The sequence below is a fragment of the Faecalibacter sp. genome (genome assembly GCF_057177045.1).
On sequence record NZ_CM169987.1, the window covers coordinates 2,964,648 to 2,983,826 of the forward strand.

The following is a 19,179-nucleotide window of genomic DNA, read 5'->3' on the forward strand; positions in this document are numbered from 1 at the left end:
AAAATCGTTATTTACGATTTCGTAAACATGGTTTTTAATTCATTTAAGACATTTGATCCTCCAGAAATACTAATTTCGCCCACTTTATCGGCTATTTTCTCGATGTATTCCATTTCTTTCAATTTCCAAAGTGTCGCATTTTCTTCCATCAATTTAGCGGTGTTCAGCAAACTTCTGGTTGAAGCAGTTTCTTCACGTCGCATAATCGAATTGGCTTGAGCAGTTTTTTCTGCGACTAAAACGCGGTTCATGATCTCACGAATTTCTCCTGGAAGAATAATATCTTTCATTCCAGCATCGACCAATTGTAACCCGATGGCTTCAAATTGGTTTTGATATTTGTGGAGGATATAATCTGTGACCGAATTTTTATCCGTCATCAATTCGTCCAATGTTAAATTACCAATGAACTCACGTAATCCCAATTGAATCGATTGATAAATCATTTTTTCAAAATCTTTGTTCGATTGATAAGCTTTTAAGACATCAGTAATACGATAGTTCACCATAAAATTGATGCGGATTTGGGCTTTGTCTTTCGTCAAGATTTCTTGTCCTAAAATTTCAAGGGTCTGTGGACGTTGATCAAAACTGACCACAGCAATTTTAGTCGTATTATGAAAGTAGGGATATTCTCCGGCAGTTAATACGGTTTCGAATTGATTGTCCTTAAATAATAATGCTTCGTAAAACGGTTGTACCGAAATAACTTTAATGGCACCCACTTTTTTCAATTGTTCAATTTCTTGGAGTGATAAGGCTTGGATTTGATTCGAATCACTCAAATCATAAAGTCGAGCTTTCAATTGTGTGGCCTCTTTCCAAAGCATGACATTGGTATTGTAAAAACATTTGTAATACTGATTGTTTTTATAAAGCATCAATACTTGGTGATGTCCAACTTCAATGCATTCCACCAATGGACGAATCTTTTCATCGGCGATCAATAGAGTATGGTATTTTGGATCGATGATTTCATTCAACTGAAATTTTTCAATCGATGGTCCAAAGAAAGTCCAATACGAACCTTTTCGATAGATATGTTTAACTTCGTTTGCTTGAATGGCTAATCCAATTTCTTGGTTGTTAATCGTAATTTTTTTCATCGTTTCTTTTTTTAGGTTGTTAAAATCAAAAGCTGAAAGGTGATCCTTCGATTCGACGGAACCTATTGTTGTAAAGGCTTCTCTTTAGAGGGATGTTTATCCATCGATGGATAAATCATGTCCTCCAAATCATCCTTAACAAGAAATACATCCAGGTCGATTACCCGTTTTTGAATGTCCTTTTTAAATCCTTATCGAAAATCAAAAGACATAAAGAAAACTTGTTTCAGCTTTATTCAAAATGGGCCCTCGCGGGCGAGAATGACAGATGGAAAATCTGTTTCCTTGATTGCTCTAACCAACTAAGCGATTTCAGTTGCCTGAAAGTAGGATTCGAACCTACGACATCAATGGGCGGTTTGAAGTGTCAGAATAGAAGAAATGAAACATGTTCTACTTCCGTGCTATACCGAAACACAAGACAAAGACAGCTTAAAACCAGTAGGTTGTTGAACCTGATACAAAGTTGGAGCAAGACGATGCGGTACATTTGCGCAATTGAAGAATTTTAGAAATTATTTTAAGATCCTCGTTAAATAGAGGAGTGTAGGAGAAAATGGATTGAAAAATAAATGAAGTATTTTTTATGCTACGCAGATAAGTTGCGCAGTTGCATTTAAATTTTGTAATATTAAACCAAGAAATCAACTATGGCTACCAATAAAATTGCATTAATCCGTTACCAAACCATTGATAAATGCCTCCAAAATCGCTACAGAAAATGGACATTAGAAGACATCATCGAAAAAGTTTCAGAAGCCTTATACGAATACGAAGGAATTACGTCGGGGGTTTCGAAACGAACAATCCAAGGGGATATCCAAGTCATGCGCAGTGATAAATTGGGGTATAATGCACCAATAGTGGTGGTGGATAAAAAATATTACACCTACGAAACCGAAGATTTTAGTATCAATCAATCGCCTATTTCAGCAGCTGATCTTGATAAAATGAAAGAAGTGATTTCGGTAATGAAGCAATTGAATGGTTTCAATTATTTTGAGGATATGAATGAAATGATCATTCGTTTAGAAAATAATTTATCCAAACAAAATCAACAACAGATTTCTTATATTCAGTTTGAAGATAATCCTTTATTAAAAGGATTAGAGCATCTGAATCGGTTGTACCAAGCCATCGTGAAAAAACAACCTTTATTGATTGCTTATCAATCGTTCAATAACTTAAGAAAAGCGCAAGCGCCCAAACAAGCGGTATATTACCCGTATCTGTTGAAGGAATACCGCAACCGTTGGTTTTTGTTTTGCAAATCGCGCAAGAAGAAAGAATTTGTCACCATGGCGCTGGACCGAATCGTGGAATTTTATGAATTGGCCAATGAACCTTTTATAGAAGCCCACGAATTGGATTTAGAACATTATTACGATAATGTTTTAGGTGTGACGAAATCGCCCAATCAACGCGAGCAACGTGTCGTTTTTAAAGTGGATAAGAAATTCGCAGATTATGTGATTACAAAGCCCATTCACGCGACACAAAAAGTAATTGCTGAAGATGAAACAGGAGTAACATTTGTGATGGAGGTGATTCATAATTTTGAATTAGAAAGAGAAATTTTGGGATTTGGAGAACAATTGGAAATTATTGCCCCTCGTTTATTAAAGAAAGTGATTAAGGCGCGTCTGTGTAAAGCGCACGAAAAATATGAACAAATGAAAAAGCCCGAATAATTCGGGCTTGGATTTATTTTTTCAATCGAACTTCGTACAAATCGTTTCGTCGATCTTTTAGATTTTTAACTGTTCCATATTGATGCAATTCTTTTAATAAATACAAATCGACATCCGAAATTAAAACCATTTCGGTATTTGTCGTTGCTTCTGATTTAACACCATTATTCGGGAATGAAAAATCGGAAGGTGTAAAGACAGCCGATTGCGAATATTGGATATCCATATTATTGACCTTCGGTAAATTTCCTACTGATCCTGCAATGGCCACATAACATTCATTTTCAATGGCACGTGCTTGTGCACAACTTCTCACACGAGTATAACCATTTTGCGTATCCGTCATAAAAGGAACAAAGAGAATTTGCATCCCTTGATCGGCCAATAAACGGCTTAACTCTGGGAATTCGACATCATAACAAATCAATAACCCCACTTTACCACAATCGGTATCAAATACTTTAAGTTCATCTCCACCGGTCATGGCATAGTATTTAAATTCGTTTGGTGTAATATGAATTTTACTGAAAGCATCTAATTTCCCGTTGCGGTGACAAAGAAAACTCGTATTATATAATTTATCCTCTTTCAGTTGTGGCATTGATCCAGAGATGATATTCACATTGTAAGTGATGGCAAATTCTTGAATTTTAACCACTATTTCCTCCGTCATTTGTGCCAATTGGTGCATCGCATCAATTTCTTTCAAGTGGTTGAAAGGGCTCATTAAAGGCGTGTTAAAAAATTCAGGGAATAGAATAAAGTCAGAACCATAATCACTCACCGTTTGAACAAAGAATTCAATTTGATCGTAAAAATCTTGTAAACCATTAAAATGACGCATTTCCCATTGCACCAAACCTAATCGAATATTTCGTTTTGTGGGTGAATTCGAATACAAATTGGGTTCGTAATAAATATTATTCCATTCCAAAAGGGTTGCATATTCCATCGAATCCTGATCATCTTTCAAGTAATTCTTTAATATTTTAACCACCTTAAAGTCATTGGACAATTGAAAAGCAAGCGTAGGATCAAAGATTTCTTTGCGCTTAACTTTATCAATGTATTCGTGCGGTTTCATTTGATCGGCATAGGTATGGTAATTGGGAATACGACCACCTGCCATGATGGATTTTAAATTTCGTTCCTCACAAAATTCTTTTCGTGCATCATACAAACGGCGTCCTAATCGCAATTTGCGGTATTGTGGATGGACAAAAACTTCTATACCATATAAGATATCTCCCTCCTCATCGTGTTTAAGAAATTTTCCATTTGAAGTAATGGTGTCGTAATTGGAATGCAGATTTGTTTTTTTGGAGTCGATGATCAAACTTAAAGCTGAAGCAACAACTTTATCATCTACTGTAATGCAAAATTGCCCTTCAGGAAATTTTTCCAATAGCAATGTGATTTCCTCTCGGGTCCATATTCCTAATTTACTGTCATAGGCTTCCATAGTAGATTGAGCCAAATCATCATAATCTTCCAGTGTAAGTTTACGTACTTCTATTTTCATAAAGTGGTGTTTTCGTGCTGATAGCATGCAAATAATACACCAATTCAATACATCAATACAGGAATTTTTAAATTAAGAGTATAAAAAAAGCCTGGAAAACCAGGCTGATATGTTGTAAATGATTTTTAGTCTTTTGATAAGAATCCTCCAACAACCGAATTAACGATTCCTAATACTACACCAAATAGTAAGGCATACCAGAAACCATCCACATGGAAACTATCGCCCATAAGTGTACTTGCTAAGAGAATAATAATTGCAGTAATTACAAATGAAAATAATCCTAATGTAAGAATGTTAATGGGTAAAGTAAGAATACCTAAAATTGGACGTACAAATGCTGTTAAAAGTCCAATAACAATAGCGACAATAATCGCACTACCATAACCAGAAATGGATACACCTGGTAGGATATTCGCAAGGCCAAAGACTACTAAGGCTGAAATCAATAAATTAATAATAAAATTCATAAGTTTTGGGTTTTAATGTTGAAATACAATCAAATAGTCTGCCAAACCTCTGTTGAATTTTATTTTATCATTATTCCTTGTCTGAAATAAACAAATCAGCAAATGAATTAAACAGACCAATGACAATTCCAAAACCTAGTGCAGATAAAAATCCAGAAGTTTCGAAATGAGTTCCCATTAATCCATCAGCGATAAGTATAATAATAGCAGTGATTACAAATGAAAATAAACCAAATGTTATAATGGTTAATGGAAAAGCTAAAATTTTTAAAACAGGTTTTACAAAAGAATTCAATACCCCAAGAATGATCGCTAATAAAATAGCATATAAAAATCCATTAATGGTTACGCTATCAAATAAAAAATCGCCTACAATAAGGAGGAGAGCAGAAATTAATAATTTGATGATTAAATTTTTCATGGGTATAATAGTTTGAATAATGGGCTATAAAAAAAGCACTTCGAATGAATCAAAGTGCCTTTATATGATATGTAAAATCTAATTAGATTTGATTTAATAAGTATTTCATGTTCACTTCTTTGTCAATGATTTGAGCTAATTCATCGACAGAAACACGTTTTTGTTCCATCGTATCACGGTAACGTAAAGTGACAGAATTATCGTTTAATGAATCGTGATCAACTGTAATACAGAAAGGTGTTCCAATCGCATCCATACGACGGTAACGTTTTCCGATCGAATCTTTTTCTTCGTAGGTTACATTGTAATCTAAACGTAATTCTTTTAAGATTTTCTCTGCAAATTCAGGTAAACCATCTTTTTTCACCAATGGTAAAACTGCTGCTTTTATTGGTGCTAATGCTGGAGGTAAAGCTAAAACTACACGTTCAGATCCGTCTTCTAATTTTTCTTCTTTTAAAGAGTTAGAGAATACTGCTAAGAACATACGGTCTAATCCTACAGATGTTTCAACTACATAAGGAACATAAGACTCATTCGTTTCGTTATCGAAATATTGAATTTTCTTACCTGAATATTGTTCGTGTGCTTTTAAATCGAAATCAGTACGCGAGTGAATTCCTTCTAATTCTTTAAATCCAAATGGGAATTTGAACTCAATATCAGCTGCGGCATTGGCATAATGAGCTAATTTTTCGTGATCGTGGAAACGGTAATTATCTTCTCCTAAACCTAAAGCTTTGTGCCAATTTAGACGAACATTTTTCCATTTTTCGTACCATTCTAACTCAGTTCCTGGTTTTACGAAAAATTGCATTTCCATTTGTTCAAACTCACGTTGACGGAAAATAAATTGACGTGCTACAATCTCGTTACGGAAAGCTTTACCAATTTGAGCAATACCAAAAGGCAACTTCATACGTCCCGTTTTCTGAACGTTTAAGTAATTTAAGAAAATCCCTTGCGCTGTTTCAGGACGTAAATATAAATCCATGGCTTGATCAGCAGTCGCACCTAATTTCGTTCCGAACATTAAGTTGAATTGACGAACTTCTGTCCAGTTTTTAGAACCTGTCATTGGATCCGCAATTTCTAATTCTTCGATTAACGCTTTTACATCTTCTAAATCATTATTTTCTAATGATTTTCCCATACGAGCTAAAATCGTGTTGATTTGATTTTGATATTCTAATACACGTGCATTCGTTGAAACAAATTCATTTTTATCAAAAGCATCACCAAAACGTTTAGCTGCTTTAGCAACTTCTTTATCAATTTTAGTTTCGATTTTCGCGCAATAATCTTCGATTAAAACATCTGCACGGTAACGTTTTTTTGAATCCTTATTATCGATTAAAGGGTCATTAAAAGCATCAACGTGGCCGGAAGCTTTCCAAGTAGTAGGGTGCATAAAGATCGCAGAATCGATACCAACGATGTTTTCGTTCATTTGTACCATTGCTTTCCACCAATATTGTTTGATGTTATTTTTTAACTCAGCTCCCATTTGACCGTAATCGTAAACGGCTGATAATCCATCATAAATCTCACTCGACTGGAAAATAAATCCATATTCTTTCGCGTGAGAAACTACTTTCTTGAAAATATCTTCTGACATAGTTATGTGTATTCTTATTTAAAGTGCAATATTATTGATTTTTGATGACTAATGAAAAGGAATACCATACGAAATCTTTGAAATTTTTAACAGATTAAATTTTTTAAAATTTTTAACTCATCTTCTTAAAGTAAATTGTATAAATTTGTCTGAATGAAAATGCAAACGTACATCCGTGTAATGTTATCACTTCTCCTAATAGTATCAAATTTAGGAGTCGCATTTTCAATGCATTTTTGTCAAGGACAAGTGGAAAGGATTAAATTAAATCATTTCGATAATCAAGTCTGTAAAATGCAAATGCCAACTTCGTGTTGTGCTGAAAAAAATGAATCAAAGCATTGTGAAATTCCAGCGGAGGATAAAGATGATGATTGTTGTAAAGATTTGGCGTATGCGGATGAATTGCAACAACAGCATTCGGTTGATGTGCTTAAAATCACGCCAATAGATTATGCGATTTTAGCCTCTGTTCTTAAAATTGAGATCCCGTTTGAGATTCACTCCAAATTGGTTGATTCTATTTTGGATTCTTATGTAGAATCCAATGCTCCACCCATTTATATCCTCCATCGACAGCTTGTATTGTACGAGATTTAAATTCATTGTCTATTCTTTTTGAATTCTTAAGGACTTCGAAAAGCTTTACTGTGTACTTTATTTAAATCTCAAAACAAGAAAAATGAAAAAGATATTCACTTCAATAGTCATATTGAGTGCTGCGTTAGCATTTGCGCAAGATAAAATCAAAGGTAAAATCGTTGATGAAAACAATCAACCAATTATTGGTGCTGAAGTCAATTGGAAATCGACATCCATTGCCACAATAACCAATGAAATAGGGGAATTCGAATTGCCTCAACAATCCGATGGAATTTTAGAAATCTTTTACGATCAACAATCCATCACATTTAATCCCACGCAAAGCCAATTTCAAACCATTACATTCGCTTTACAACCTTTAGAGGAAAATGCTTTAGGAGAGGTTCGAATTACAGACACAAGAAATTCGTTACGTAAATCAACTGATGCAACCAACATGACCGTAATGACGCATAAAGAACTTTTAAAAGCGGCATGTTGTAATTTGGCAGAATCGTTTGAGACGAATCCTTCTATTGATGTGAATTTTACGGATGCGGTTACAGGGAATAAACAAATTAAAATGTTGGGATTAAATTCACCATATATTTTAATTGCAGAAGAAAATATACCTTCAGTTCGTGGGGCATCACAAGCTTTTGGATTAAGTTTTACACCTGGAACTTGGGTAGAAAGTATTCAAGTAACCAAAGGTGCTGGAACAGTTGTGAATGGGTATGAAAGTTTTTCAGGACAAATCAATACCGAATTGATTAAGCCTATGAATGATGTCCCTTTGTTTGTAAATGTATATGGATCAACTGACTCTCGATTTGAGGCGAATGTTCATTTGAATAAAAAAGTTTCAGAAAAGTGGGCGACTTCGTTATTTATACATGGAAATGCGCGCACCAAAGAGAATGATATGAATGATGATGGTTTCTTGGATAATCCAACCGGGAGTCAAGTCAATATCATGAACCGTTGGCAATATCAAAATCCAGAAAAAGGTATTGTAGCATTTATTTCTGGAAGATATTTAACAGATTTAAAACAAGGAGGTCAAGTAGGTTATAACCAAAAAACAGATCGTTTCTCACAGACGAAATGGGGTTCAAATATTGAAACTCAAAAAGCCGATGTCTCTGCAAAATTAGGGTATGTATTTCCAGAAATGCCTTTTCAAAGCATGGGATTACAAACGGCATTTAGTTATTATAATCAAGACTCATATTTTGGAAAAAATCTGTATGATGTTACCCACGAAAGTTTTTATTCGAACTATATTTTTAATTCTATTATTAATAATACGAAGAATAAATTTTCAACAGGAGCAAGCTTTACATGGGATCGGTACCAAGAGTTTGTGGCATTACCTCAAGAACAAGCATTTGATCGTATCGATAACAGTTTAGGTGGATTTTTTGAATATACGTATGATAATTTAAAAAATTTCAATGCTATTGTAGGAGGTCGAATTGATTATCATAATCGAATGGGGGTATTTGTAACGCCTCGAATTCATATGCGCTATACCCCTTGGGAGAGTACAACAATTAAAGCATCGCTTGGCCGTGGTAAACGTTTAAATAATATTTTTGCTGAAAATCAGCATTTATTTGCGTCTTCAAGAGAATTTCATATTCTAGGAGAAGGGGGGAGTATCTATGGACTGAACCCTGAGATTGCTTGGAATTATGGAATTAGTATTGGGCAGAAATTTAAATTATTTGGTCGAAATGCTGATGTGACTGCTGATTTTTATCGTACAGATTTTGAAAATCAAATTGTAACGGATATTGATTATTCGGCACGAGAAGTTCGGTTTTACAATTTAGAGGGGAAATCATTTGCGAATTCCTTTCAGTTCGATTTTAATTATAACCCCTTCACCCATTTTAATCTTCGAGCAGCTTACAAATATTATGACATTCAATCGGATTATGAAGAAGGTCGTTTGGAAAAACCTTTACAAGCGAAGCATCGATTCTTTGCAAATATGGAATATCAAACCCATGATAAAAATGGGAAATATTGGCGATTTGATGCCACTTACAATTGGATCGGTAAACAACGTCTTCCTGATACGACAATAAATTCACTTGAAAATCAATTGGCCCCTTATTCGAATCCTTTTGGAACAATAAATGCACAAGTGACACGTGTGTTTTCAGATCAATTTGAAGTCTATGTCGGAGGCGAAAATCTAGCGAATTATCAGCAAAATCGTGTTATCTTGGGAGGAGAAAATCCTTTTGGTTCAAACTTCGATAGTACAATTGTATATGCTCCAATTTTTGGTCGTATGATTTATGCAGGTTTACGCTTTACATTAAAGTAGAAGATTGATAATTAAAAAACATTAGAATTTTAATCATAATAAATAATACACAAAATATAAAATAATGAGAACATTAATGACGATGGCATTAATTGCTGTAATGGGAATCAGTGCAAATGCTCAAAATAAAAATGCGAAACATGAATTACATGTCAAAGGTAATTGCGGAATGTGTAAGGAGCGTATTGAAAAAGCAGCCTATAGTGTAGCTGGAGTAAAAACAGCGGATTGGAATGCTGAATCGAATACTTTACGCATTATTTTAAATGAAAAGAAAAATAATGTAGAAGCTGTTGAAGATGCGATTGTAAAAGTAGGACACGATACAAACGAAAAACGTGCGGATGACAAAGTCTATCAATCTTTGCATACGTGTTGCTTATATGATCGTGATTTAGCAGAAACTAATGTTAAAGGTGATGGGGTACAACCCACTGATCACAGTACTCATAACCATTAAAAGAAAAAAAACCTCATCTTTCGATGAGGTTTTTTTATGAAGATTAGTTTTTAATTAATTTTTTCGTAATCACTCCGTTTTCTGTTGTGAATTTTAATACATAAACTCCTTTTGGTAAACGAGAAGTATCAATCGCATTTCGATTGTTTTGCATTTTTACTGTTTCAGTAGAAACTACACGACCAACCATATCTACAATTTCAACTTTTACATCACCTTTTAAAGTTTCATCATAAATGTTTACAATATCTTTTGCAGGATTAGGGAATAATTTAAACGATTCGTTTGATGCAATCTCTGCAGTATTTAAATCACAATTTAGAACTTCTGCTGGAGGCATATCATATGCTGCTGTCCCATCTGTTCTACTGTTACTACTTCCTTGATCAGCTGAATAACCTAAACCACGGCGTGCAAATACAGACCAAATATCACATTTGTTTGCTCCTTCATTTAATAACTCATCTGCTTGTAAAATAGCATCACGGCCATCTACGAATCCTGGACGACAAGGTTGTAAACGTAAACCTTCCATTACCAATTCAATTGTTTTGTTATTTCCTGCAGTACCATTTAATAAATCTGGAGAGAAACCATATTTATCAATTAATTTCCAGTTTAAATCCCATAACATTGTTGCCCAAACATATCCTGTACGGTGTGGAGAATCAGAGTTTCCGTAAGAAGCTACACGTGCATAAGTTGCAGGGTTAACCGCCATATCTGTCGAATAAACTGTTGGACGAATTCCAACGCCTGTTGTTGGTTGACCCACGGCAAATGTTCCGATTCCACGACGTGTTACAGAAGTATCTGTTGGTAATTGTGTGATCATTAAACCAAAGAAATCAGACCATCCTTCACCCATTTGTTCTAAGTTACTTAAACATGAAGAGTTAGTCGTTGGCCCAGTTTGACGGTTTGAAATACCATGTCCATATTCATGTGCAATAATTCCATTATCAAAACTTCCATCAATGTAAGGAATTTCAATGTATTTTAACGTTCCATTAACCACAGTATTGTTTTGTAATGCTGACATAATTGGATTACCAACGGCTTGTGTTACAGAAACAGATGGAATTGTAATTGTAGTTGATTCACCTCCCATATTTATTGCTCCAGCAGTATTATTAACAATAATTACACCAACGGCTCCTGCATTTTGAGCATTTTGAACTTTTTCGACAAATGAGCAATCACCTCTTAGTATAACTGCAATTTTATTTTGAATTTGATCAGCATTTGTAATTGATCCACAGCCATCATAAGGTGTTCCTGTTGTTTCAGATTTTGTCACTAAAACAAAGTCTCTCGTTAAGGGATCATTTGGAAGTTGTGGACCAAAATTACCAGATAATGCTTCAAAATTACCTGCTAAATTAGAAGGTGAATTAATTGTTAAAGGTTTACCCACAAATGATGCAGGTGGATCCCATAAATACATCGACATTAATGGATGTCTTCCATCAATAGGAGTGGAGAATGTAGCATTATTAGAATTTCCAATGCTTAATCCTGTTTGTGATAAGGCAATCACAGGATCGTTTCCTGTTCCCCCTTTTTCATAATTATTTTGTTGGAAATTTCCATATTGTTCTGTGAATCCATAACGATAATAGATATCGTGCATCATGTTTGTTAAATAAAACAAGTTTGTAGCTGATGCTGCCCCATAAACATAAGGATGTCTTGAATTATCGTACGGAAAATCGAATACTAAGTTTTCACCACCATCGATATAATCTGTTGTCGTAGCATTTGCTCCATTGTAAGTACTGTATCCAACCGATTGATGATCGTTCACTGTTCTTGTGTTATTCCCTCTTGTTGTTGTATATTCAGGTCCTGCAACACCATCCGTGTCATGCCATCCAAAAGGTGAAGCTGTAGGATTAAAAGCTCCTTGTGTATAAAGGGATCTTTCACCAAATGTAGTCGCTTCTAAAGGCAATTGTAAAACACGATAAGTCCCGTTATTTAGCGTATTGTCAGAAGTGTCATATAACCAGTCCCAATCTGCTTTGTTGAATGTTGCTGCATTTTCATTGGCAAACGATTGATGATCAAAACCACATGATAACGTATGGCTATGTTTTAATAATGTTTCACCAGTGTGGGCATCTACGATTAAATCAAAAATTTCATTGTGTTGACCAGATAAAATTTTTACAGGAAAGTTATAAGCTAATTTTGCTTCTTTTTGGTCGTCGATAAAAATGGTTAATTGAGGCTGATCTTCTGAGAAATAATAAACTCCTTCTTGTGTTGTATTTAAATCATCGTATGAAGATTGAATCAATTGTTTTCCTTCTGTTTGTGCAAACTTAGATAATGCGTTTTCGAAGGTTAAACTTGGATTGATATTAACATGGTCTAAATTCGTATCGAAATTTTCAGAATTTGTAGACCAAACGATTTGATTGTTTTTGATGACATAATTCGCATATGTAGAGAAAACAGGTAAACCTTGATGTAAGCGTTGAACGTGAAGTTGATTGGCTTGTGTTAAATTACTAAAATTATTTTGTACAATTTCAAATTCTGTAATTTGAGCATTTGTTTTTGATAGATGCTCTCCAACCATTTGATTAAAGTCTTGTGCAAATGCAGAGCATGACATCAAGAACGCTGCAATTAAAAGCGTAAAATTTTTCTTCATTTAAAGTATATTTAATTCGAATTAGTGTTATCTAAAGATAATTGAATAATTATTGAATTAAATAAATTTTAACATAAAAAAAGTGCATTTATTTTACTAAATGCACTTTTAAACTATTTTGAAGAATTTATTGAAACATATCTCTTACACGTTCAAAGAATGATTTCTCATTTTTAGAAGGTTCAGGAGAGAAATTTTTATCATCTCTCATTTTTTCAAAAAAGGCTTCTTGTTCTTTTGTTAAATTAGTTGGTGTCCAAATATTAACGTGAACCAATAAGTCTCCTTTTCCATATCCGTTAAGATCGGCTAAACCTTGACCTTTTAAACGTAATACTTTTCCAGATTGCGTTCCTTTCTCAATTTTAATTTTTACTTTACCATTGGCTGTTGGAACTTCTTGAGAACTACCTAATACAGCATCAGGCATAGAAATATATAAATCGTAATGTAAGTTATTACCATCACGTTTTAGTGTATCGTGTTCTTCTTCCTCGATAACGACTAATAAGTCACCAGGGATTCCATCAAATGGGGCATCGTTACCTTTTCCACGAACTTGTAATTGGATACCTTCGCGTGCTCCAGCTGGAATTTGTAAATCAATAGTTTCTTCTTCTTTAATTAACCCTTGATTATTTGCTCCCGATGGAATTTTATCAGCCACTTTTCCAATTCCTTGACATGTGCCACAAGTTGTAGCCGTTTGCATTTGTCCAAGAATGGTATTGGTTACACGCACTTGTTGTCCTGATCCGTTACATGTTGGACATGTTTTAGAAGTAACTCCAGGTGCTTGTTTGAAACGTTTAACTTTTACTTTTTTCTCGCAACCGTTAACCATTTCTTCTAAGTTCAATTTAACACGAATGCGTAAGTCAGAACCTTTCATGCGACGAGGACCACGAGATTGACCACCGAATCCACCTCCAAAACCACCGAAACCACCACCAAAGATGTCTCCGAATTGAGAGAAAATGTCTTCCATGTTCATACCGCCACCGCCGAATCCACCTCCGCCAGCAGCACCTCCCATACCCGCATGACCAAATTGATCATAACGAGCACGTTTGTTGTCATCGCTTAAAACTTCATAAGCTTCTGCAGCTTCTTTGAATTTTTCTTCTGCCTCTTTGTCATCCGGATTTTTGTCAGGGTGATATTTGATGGCTAATTTGCGGTAAGCTTTTTTAATCTCAGCAGCAGATGCAGACTTGTCTACACCTAATATTTCGTAAAAATCTCTTTTTGTTGACATAACAATATTACTATTACATTCCTACTACAACCTTAGCGTAACGAATTACGACATCTTGTAATAAGTAACCAGTTTCTACACAATCAACGATTTTTCCTTTTAAATCCTCCGTAGGAGCAGGAATTTGAGTAATAGCTTCGTGTAAATCCGTATTGAAATCATCACCTGCTTTTACTTCCATGGCAATAAGCCCTTTTCCACGTAAAGTTTCGTTCAATTTGTTTTGAATCAACTCCACACCAGTTACTAATGCCTCGTCTTCTGATTTTTTAATTTGTGGCATCGCACGATCTAAATCATCTAAAACAGGTAATAAAGCGGTGATTACCTCCTTGTTAGCTGTTTTAAAAATGTCCATACGTTCGCGTGATGTACGTTTTTTAAAGTTATCAAATTCAGCAAATAAACGTAAGTATTGTTCTTTTTCCTTTTGTAATTCTTCCTTTAAAACGTCTACTTCAGATTTTTGTTCTACTTGTTCTTCAACTGTTTCTGTTGATTCTGTAGATTCATTCGATGCTGTAGTTGCCGTGTTTTCTTCGTTTGGCGTTTCAGAATTAATATTTTGATCTTGGATTTCTTCGTTTATATTTTGTTCAGACATAGTATTCTTGTATTTGCCCTTCAAAGAATCAAATAGTTTGCCAATGCGCATAGTGTGACTTTTTGACAGAATTAGTAATAAAATAGGCACTTCTTGTCGGAGAAGTGCCTGTAAATGTATGATGATTTTATCAATTTAGAATTTAAAATTCACTTTCGCGTTTAAGAAACGTCCTGTTAAACGATTAGGTACCGCATAAACGTTTGATGTGTTAACATCTGTGATCCATGTGTTACTAATCTCATTTCGGATATCAAAGATATTGAAGACATCCAATCCCACAGAAACTTCTTTAAATTTTCCAAAGAAAGATCCTGCGGATGGTTTCAAATCTTTTTGATTCACAAATTCTTTTACGAATCCAATATCCACACGTTTGTAATCTTGTAAATAAGAAGTGTAATTGTAAGGGTCTGTAAATTGAGGTGCTCCATTTGGTAATCCCGAAGCATAAATTAAATTGACATTCACTTTGAATGATGGTAAGAAATCCATATAATCTTGGAAAAATGCGGATACTTTGAATCGAGGATCTGTTGGTAAAGAAATATCTCCACGATTGTCAATGTTTTGATAAGCTCTGGCATAAGAGGCAGAGAACCACGAATCGATACCAGGTACAAATTGTCCAAATAAGCGCATATCTAAACCATAAGCATATCCTTCTGAATTATTATGAGCTTGATAGCGTACACGTACATTATCCACAAAATAAGGATTTAAATCATTCATGATTTTGTAATAGGCTTCTGTCGTTAATTTAAAAGGACGATTCATCCATGTGAATTCGTAATCATGACCTAAAATGAAATGAATCGATTGTTGGGATTTGATGTCTTGATTTAAGCTTCCATCTAAACGACGCATTTCGCGATAGAATGGAGGTTGATAATAAACACCTGTCGCAAATCGAAACAACATATCTTTCTCCCAATTGGGTTTAATCGCTATTTGACCACGAGGCGAAATAGTAGTTTCGTTATTATAATCCCAATAAGAACTGCGTAAACCTAAATTGATCATGACTTTTGCATCATTCCACATCAATTTTGTGGAATATTGAGCATAACCCGAAATACGGTTCGATTTAACATTATTACGCGAATTCACATAATAATTTAATTGCATTCCATCTCCTAAATTCGGATTCGATACGGAATATCCTAACGAATCAATAACTTGCCATTCATTCAATAAATCACGAATGTCTTCTTGTTGAAATTTGAATCCCCACTCCAGATCATTATTAGAATTGATTTTATATTTTCCTTTGTGTTGAACACCTGCAACTAACGCATCGAAATTATTGCGGGCATGATCTATTTGTGCCCCTACATCATACGTTTGGCTTGCATTGCCCTCATCATCCACTTCTGAAATTAAATAAGCGCCTTGAATATCAAAATATTCTCGTTCTTTCGAGTAATAAGCAAATACATCAAACCCTAAATCTAAATTGGCGTTGGGTTTATAATTAAACGACAAACTTCCAGTTTCAGTTCCAAAACGATCATCTTCTTTACCATTATAATAAACCGTTAATAAAAGAGGATTTTCTAAGGTTCCGAAATACGTCTCGCGGTTATTTGGAACCATTTCAAAACGGGAACGCGATACAGTTCCTAAGAAATTAACGTTCCATTTATCACTCAATTTATAATGCAGATTGGCTTGAACATCATAATATTCAGGATTAAAGTTGGTGTCACCATCTAATGTATTTAAAACTAGATTACGGTTCTGATAGCGGGCCCCTACAATCGCACTAAATTTTTGATTTTTAGATCCCGTTCCTAACGTTAAACTTCCACCCATTAAACTAGCTTCGAATTGACCTTCGAATTTTTTGGGTTGTTTATAATAGATGTCTAAAACCGACGACATTTTATCGCCATATTTGGCTTCCCATCCACCCGCAGAAAAATTAACAAATTGCGTCATGTTTGGATTTACAAAACCTAATCCCTCTTGTTCGGCATTCCGAATCAGTTGAGGTTTGTAGATTTCAATTCCATTGACATAAATTAAGTTTTCGTCATAGTTACCTCCGCGCACCATGTATTGTGAACTCAATTCGGTATTGGAGTTCACAAACGGTAAAGTTTTTAATAAATCACTAACTCCCCCCGTTAAGCTTGGTCCTTGTTGCATTTGTTCTGCACTAAGCACAGTACTCTGGAAAGGTTTATTTTTATTGGATTGAAAACTAATTTCTGCGGTATTTAAATTTACTCCAGCTTCCGTATCAGGAGCTAAAAGCACAAAAATTTCACGTTTATTTTTATCCTTCAGATTAAAAGTTTGATGGTACGTCATTCGACCATCATAATGAAAAGTCAGTGTTACCGATTGATTGGATGGAATATCTACTTTAAAATTTCCATTTTCATCCGTATACACTTCTTGATCATTCCAAAGAATATGAGTATGGGCAAGCGGTTGTTTGTTTTCATCAACGACTTTTCCAGAAATTTGTGCGGTTTGAGCCAATAAAACTCCTCCTAATAAGGAAAATCCTAAGATGCTAAGATACTTTTTTGAATGTAGCATTGTAGGTAGAAGTATTGTTTTTTTCATCTTTTACGTTTAGTTCTAATTGGTGTTCGCCGATTTCGATTCCTTCAGCATTTAAATCAATCGAAAGGCGTTTTATTTTTTGATCATATTCGGCAAGAACCCATTTTCCATCAATATAAGCATGATATTCCTTAATTCCGGATTGACTATCATTAATGGTAAAGTTAATTTTCGAGTTGGCACGAGTAAATTGACTATGATCTTTGATGTTTAACGGAGTAATTGTTGGTTTAGTATAATCGATTTCGATGGAGAATATTCCAAATTCTCTAACTTCAGCCATTAATTTCCCGTTTTTTAATTCCGTTTTTTCATAAGATTTTTTCCAAGCTCCTTTTTTCTGGTATTGACGAATTATCACTGCTTTTTCTAAATGAGCAGCTGGTATATCTTCTGTCGGCTGCATCATTAAAGTATAATACTGATGAACGGGAATATTCCAATTTCCAACATGATGCTTTTTTCCCTCCTTTTTATAAGCTAAATCAAAATCTTCATAGAAGATTCCTTTCGGAAAGAAAATTTCAATTCCCTCCGATTGAAAATGATTTTCTTTATTCCAATACATCGGATTCTTAAAGGTTGGAGAAGATATATTTTCAGGTGCAGCTTCACCAATAACTGTAAAGTTGACTGTGGACGCATTATTGGCATAATCTTTTGCAATAATTTTTACGGCATACGTTTTACCTTCTTCAATGTTTAAGATGCCATTGTTCTTTAAATTAGAAAAAACACGCAGGGGATTACCTTCTTTAACGAAAGCTTGATAAACCCAACTGTTGTTGCGCATTAAATCAGAATAATCACACACACTATTTATAGCTCGGGTTTCATCAAAAGAGAAACGACTGGCCTTATAGTTGTAAATTGGTTCGTCATTCACCAAAACTTCAATTTCATGAACTCCATTGTTATTGTCAGCTCCATCTTGTTTATCATAAGCTTTTAGACCAAATCCAATGGCTCCCGAAGCTTTAATCGTTCCACCATTGGCGACCGATATCCGTTGATTCATTTGATTCACACGTCCGTTAATAGGGTAGACATAGGTTCCAAGAATGTTTGGCTTTCGTGAATCTGGAATGTCAAAACCAAAATAGAAAGGATTGATTGGTTCCTCAGTTTGGGTATGACGAATCTCAAAATGCAAGTGAGGTCCACCCGAACCACCTGAATTTCCAGATAAAGCAATTAAATCCCCTTTCGCGATTTTAAATTCGTGAGGCTCTGGGTATAATTCTACTTTAAATTGTTGTTGTTCATATTGTTTTCGACGAACATATTCTTTAATAGCACCTTCAAATTGTTGTAAATGGGCATAAACAGTGGTGTATCCATTGGGATGATCAATATAAATGGCGTTCCCATATCCAGTAGGAGATATATTGATACGTGAGATATAGCCATCTCCAACAGCAAAGACTTTTAATCCTTCTCTTTGTTGGGTCTTAATGTCTAATCCACTGTGAAAGTGATTAGATCGTAGCTCTCCAAAATTACCAGCTAAAAGATTTTTAATTTCTAATGGATTGATGAAATCATTTTTAGGGTAAGTATCGGCATGAGGTTGTTCAGCACGTTGTCCGAATACGAATGATGCAATAAATAGGCTTAGACAAATTGGTTTAATCACTTTCATTTTCTCTCTGTTGGAATTTTTATATCTAAAATAAGGTAAATCTCGTACAAACTTCCTTAAAGTTTTGAAAACCTGAAAATATCGGACCATAAAATCTTTGTAAAATAGAATTAACAAATTGAAATACAAAGCTTTGTATTTGTAAAATTATTCGTGTAAGATTTAAGAATGAATTTACCAAACTCTGTGATCAAATGCATCTAATTTTATTTCAGTTAATTAAAA

The 19,179-nt window shown here is 34.6% G+C and carries 14 protein-coding genes; 4 read left to right on the plus strand and 10 right to left on the minus strand.

The annotated features are described in order from the left end of the window. Positions 1-11: 11 nt before the first annotated feature. On the minus strand, positions 12-1,106 hold the full coding sequence (locus AC1QSP_RS13840) for a slipin family protein (RefSeq protein ID WP_484079180.1): 1,095 nt from the start codon (positions 1,104-1,106) through the stop codon (positions 12-14). Between the two features lie 650 nt (positions 1,107-1,756). On the opposite strand from AC1QSP_RS13840, the gene AC1QSP_RS13845 reads away from it, so the two are divergent. Then, a complete protein-coding gene (locus tag AC1QSP_RS13845; RefSeq protein WP_484079181.1) occupies positions 1,757-2,797 on the plus strand; it encodes a helix-turn-helix transcriptional regulator in 1,041 nt (346 codons plus the stop codon). A 13-nt stretch (positions 2,798-2,810) separates the two neighbouring features. On the opposite strand, the gene AC1QSP_RS13850 is transcribed toward AC1QSP_RS13845, so the two are convergent. The 4 genes from AC1QSP_RS13850 to AC1QSP_RS13865 form a co-directional block, all read right to left on the minus strand. Beyond that, a complete protein-coding gene (locus AC1QSP_RS13850) occupies positions 2,811-4,319 on the minus strand; it encodes a carbon-nitrogen hydrolase family protein (RefSeq protein ID WP_322970625.1) in 1,509 nt (502 codons plus the stop codon). Between the two features lie 125 nt (positions 4,320-4,444). Further along, complete coding sequence (locus tag AC1QSP_RS13855; RefSeq protein ID WP_484079182.1) at positions 4,445-4,789, minus strand: phage holin family protein; 345 nt, start codon at positions 4,787-4,789, stop codon at positions 4,445-4,447. A gap of 70 nt (positions 4,790-4,859) precedes the next feature. Next, positions 4,860-5,210: a phage holin family protein gene (locus AC1QSP_RS13860; protein ID WP_484079183.1), complete on the minus strand. Its 351-nt coding sequence runs from the start codon at positions 5,208-5,210 to the stop codon at positions 4,860-4,862. Positions 5,211-5,292: 82 nt separating this feature from the next. After that, positions 5,293-6,828 carry a glycine--tRNA ligase gene (locus AC1QSP_RS13865; RefSeq protein ID WP_484079184.1) on the minus strand — a complete coding sequence of 512 codons (1,536 nt, stop codon included), beginning with the start codon at positions 6,826-6,828 and terminating at the stop codon, positions 5,293-5,295. A gap of 153 nt (positions 6,829-6,981) precedes the next feature. On the opposite strand from AC1QSP_RS13865, the gene AC1QSP_RS13870 reads away from it, so the two are divergent. The 3 genes from AC1QSP_RS13870 to AC1QSP_RS13880 all read left to right on the plus strand — a co-directional run bounded on the left by AC1QSP_RS13870 (position 6,982) and on the right by AC1QSP_RS13880 (position 10,211). After that, the gene (locus AC1QSP_RS13870; protein WP_484079185.1) at positions 6,982-7,428 is read left to right on the plus strand and encodes an HYC_CC_PP family protein; all 447 of its coding nucleotides are present in this window, start codon (positions 6,982-6,984) and stop codon (positions 7,426-7,428) included. 82 nt (positions 7,429-7,510) lie between these two features. After that, positions 7,511-9,751, plus strand: coding sequence for a TonB-dependent receptor (locus AC1QSP_RS13875; RefSeq protein WP_484079186.1), 2,241 nt, complete (start codon positions 7,511-7,513; stop codon positions 9,749-9,751). A gap of 64 nt (positions 9,752-9,815) precedes the next feature. After that, the gene (locus AC1QSP_RS13880; protein WP_484079187.1) at positions 9,816-10,211 is read left to right on the plus strand and encodes a heavy-metal-associated domain-containing protein; all 396 of its coding nucleotides are present in this window, start codon (positions 9,816-9,818) and stop codon (positions 10,209-10,211) included. Positions 10,212-10,254: 43 nt separating this feature from the next. On the opposite strand, the gene AC1QSP_RS13885 is transcribed toward AC1QSP_RS13880, so the two are convergent. The 5 genes from AC1QSP_RS13885 to AC1QSP_RS13905 form a co-directional block, all read right to left on the minus strand. Continuing rightward, complete coding sequence (locus AC1QSP_RS13885) at positions 10,255-12,873, minus strand: T9SS-dependent M36 family metallopeptidase (RefSeq protein WP_484079188.1); 2,619 nt, start codon at positions 12,871-12,873, stop codon at positions 10,255-10,257. A gap of 127 nt (positions 12,874-13,000) precedes the next feature. Beyond that, the gene (gene dnaJ, locus AC1QSP_RS13890; protein WP_322970615.1) at positions 13,001-14,131 is read right to left on the minus strand and encodes a molecular chaperone DnaJ; all 1,131 of its coding nucleotides are present in this window, start codon (positions 14,129-14,131) and stop codon (positions 13,001-13,003) included. Between the two features lie 13 nt (positions 14,132-14,144). Next, positions 14,145-14,735 (minus strand): nucleotide exchange factor GrpE, encoded by a 591-nt coding sequence (locus tag AC1QSP_RS13895; protein WP_484079189.1) that lies wholly within the window; start codon positions 14,733-14,735, stop codon positions 14,145-14,147. Positions 14,736-14,870: 135 nt separating this feature from the next. After that, positions 14,871-17,312, minus strand: a complete 2,442-nt coding sequence (locus AC1QSP_RS13900) for a TonB-dependent receptor (RefSeq protein ID WP_484079190.1) — start codon at positions 17,310-17,312, stop codon at positions 14,871-14,873. Next, positions 17,260-18,954 (minus strand): M23 family metallopeptidase, encoded by a 1,695-nt coding sequence (locus AC1QSP_RS13905; protein WP_484079191.1) that lies wholly within the window; start codon positions 18,952-18,954, stop codon positions 17,260-17,262. Before AC1QSP_RS13905 ends, AC1QSP_RS13900 begins: the two co-directional genes overlap by 53 nt. Positions 18,955-19,179: the final 225 nt, after the last annotated feature.

What these genes read in the sequence shown, in the direction of transcription:
- AC1QSP_RS13840 (WP_484079180.1), bottom strand. Translation starts at nt 1,106, where the DNA reads ATGAAAAAAATTACGATTAACAACCAAGAAATTGGATTAGCCATTCAA.
- AC1QSP_RS13845 (WP_484079181.1), top strand. Translation starts at nt 1,757, where the DNA reads ATGGCTACCAATAAAATTGCATTAATCCGTTACCAAACCATTGATAAA.
- AC1QSP_RS13850 (WP_322970625.1), bottom strand. Translation starts at nt 4,319, where the DNA reads ATGAAAATAGAAGTACGTAAACTTACACTGGAAGATTATGATGATTTG.
- AC1QSP_RS13855 (WP_484079182.1), bottom strand. Translation starts at nt 4,789, where the DNA reads ATGAATTTTATTATTAATTTATTGATTTCAGCCTTAGTAGTCTTTGGC.
- AC1QSP_RS13860 (WP_484079183.1), bottom strand. Translation starts at nt 5,210, where the DNA reads ATGAAAAATTTAATCATCAAATTATTAATTTCTGCTCTCCTCCTTATT.
- AC1QSP_RS13865 (WP_484079184.1), bottom strand. Translation starts at nt 6,828, where the DNA reads ATGTCAGAAGATATTTTCAAGAAAGTAGTTTCTCACGCGAAAGAATAT.
- AC1QSP_RS13870 (WP_484079185.1), top strand. Translation starts at nt 6,982, where the DNA reads ATGAAAATGCAAACGTACATCCGTGTAATGTTATCACTTCTCCTAATA.
- AC1QSP_RS13875 (WP_484079186.1), top strand. Translation starts at nt 7,511, where the DNA reads ATGAAAAAGATATTCACTTCAATAGTCATATTGAGTGCTGCGTTAGCA.
- AC1QSP_RS13880 (WP_484079187.1), top strand. Translation starts at nt 9,816, where the DNA reads ATGAGAACATTAATGACGATGGCATTAATTGCTGTAATGGGAATCAGT.
- AC1QSP_RS13885 (WP_484079188.1), bottom strand. Translation starts at nt 12,873, where the DNA reads ATGAAGAAAAATTTTACGCTTTTAATTGCAGCGTTCTTGATGTCATGC.
- dnaJ (WP_322970615.1), bottom strand. Translation starts at nt 14,131, where the DNA reads ATGTCAACAAAAAGAGATTTTTACGAAATATTAGGTGTAGACAAGTCT.
- AC1QSP_RS13895 (WP_484079189.1), bottom strand. Translation starts at nt 14,735, where the DNA reads ATGTCTGAACAAAATATAAACGAAGAAATCCAAGATCAAAATATTAAT.
- AC1QSP_RS13900 (WP_484079190.1), bottom strand. Translation starts at nt 17,312, where the DNA reads ATGAAAAAAACAATACTTCTACCTACAATGCTACATTCAAAAAAGTAT.
- AC1QSP_RS13905 (WP_484079191.1), bottom strand. Translation starts at nt 18,954, where the DNA reads ATGAAAGTGATTAAACCAATTTGTCTAAGCCTATTTATTGCATCATTC.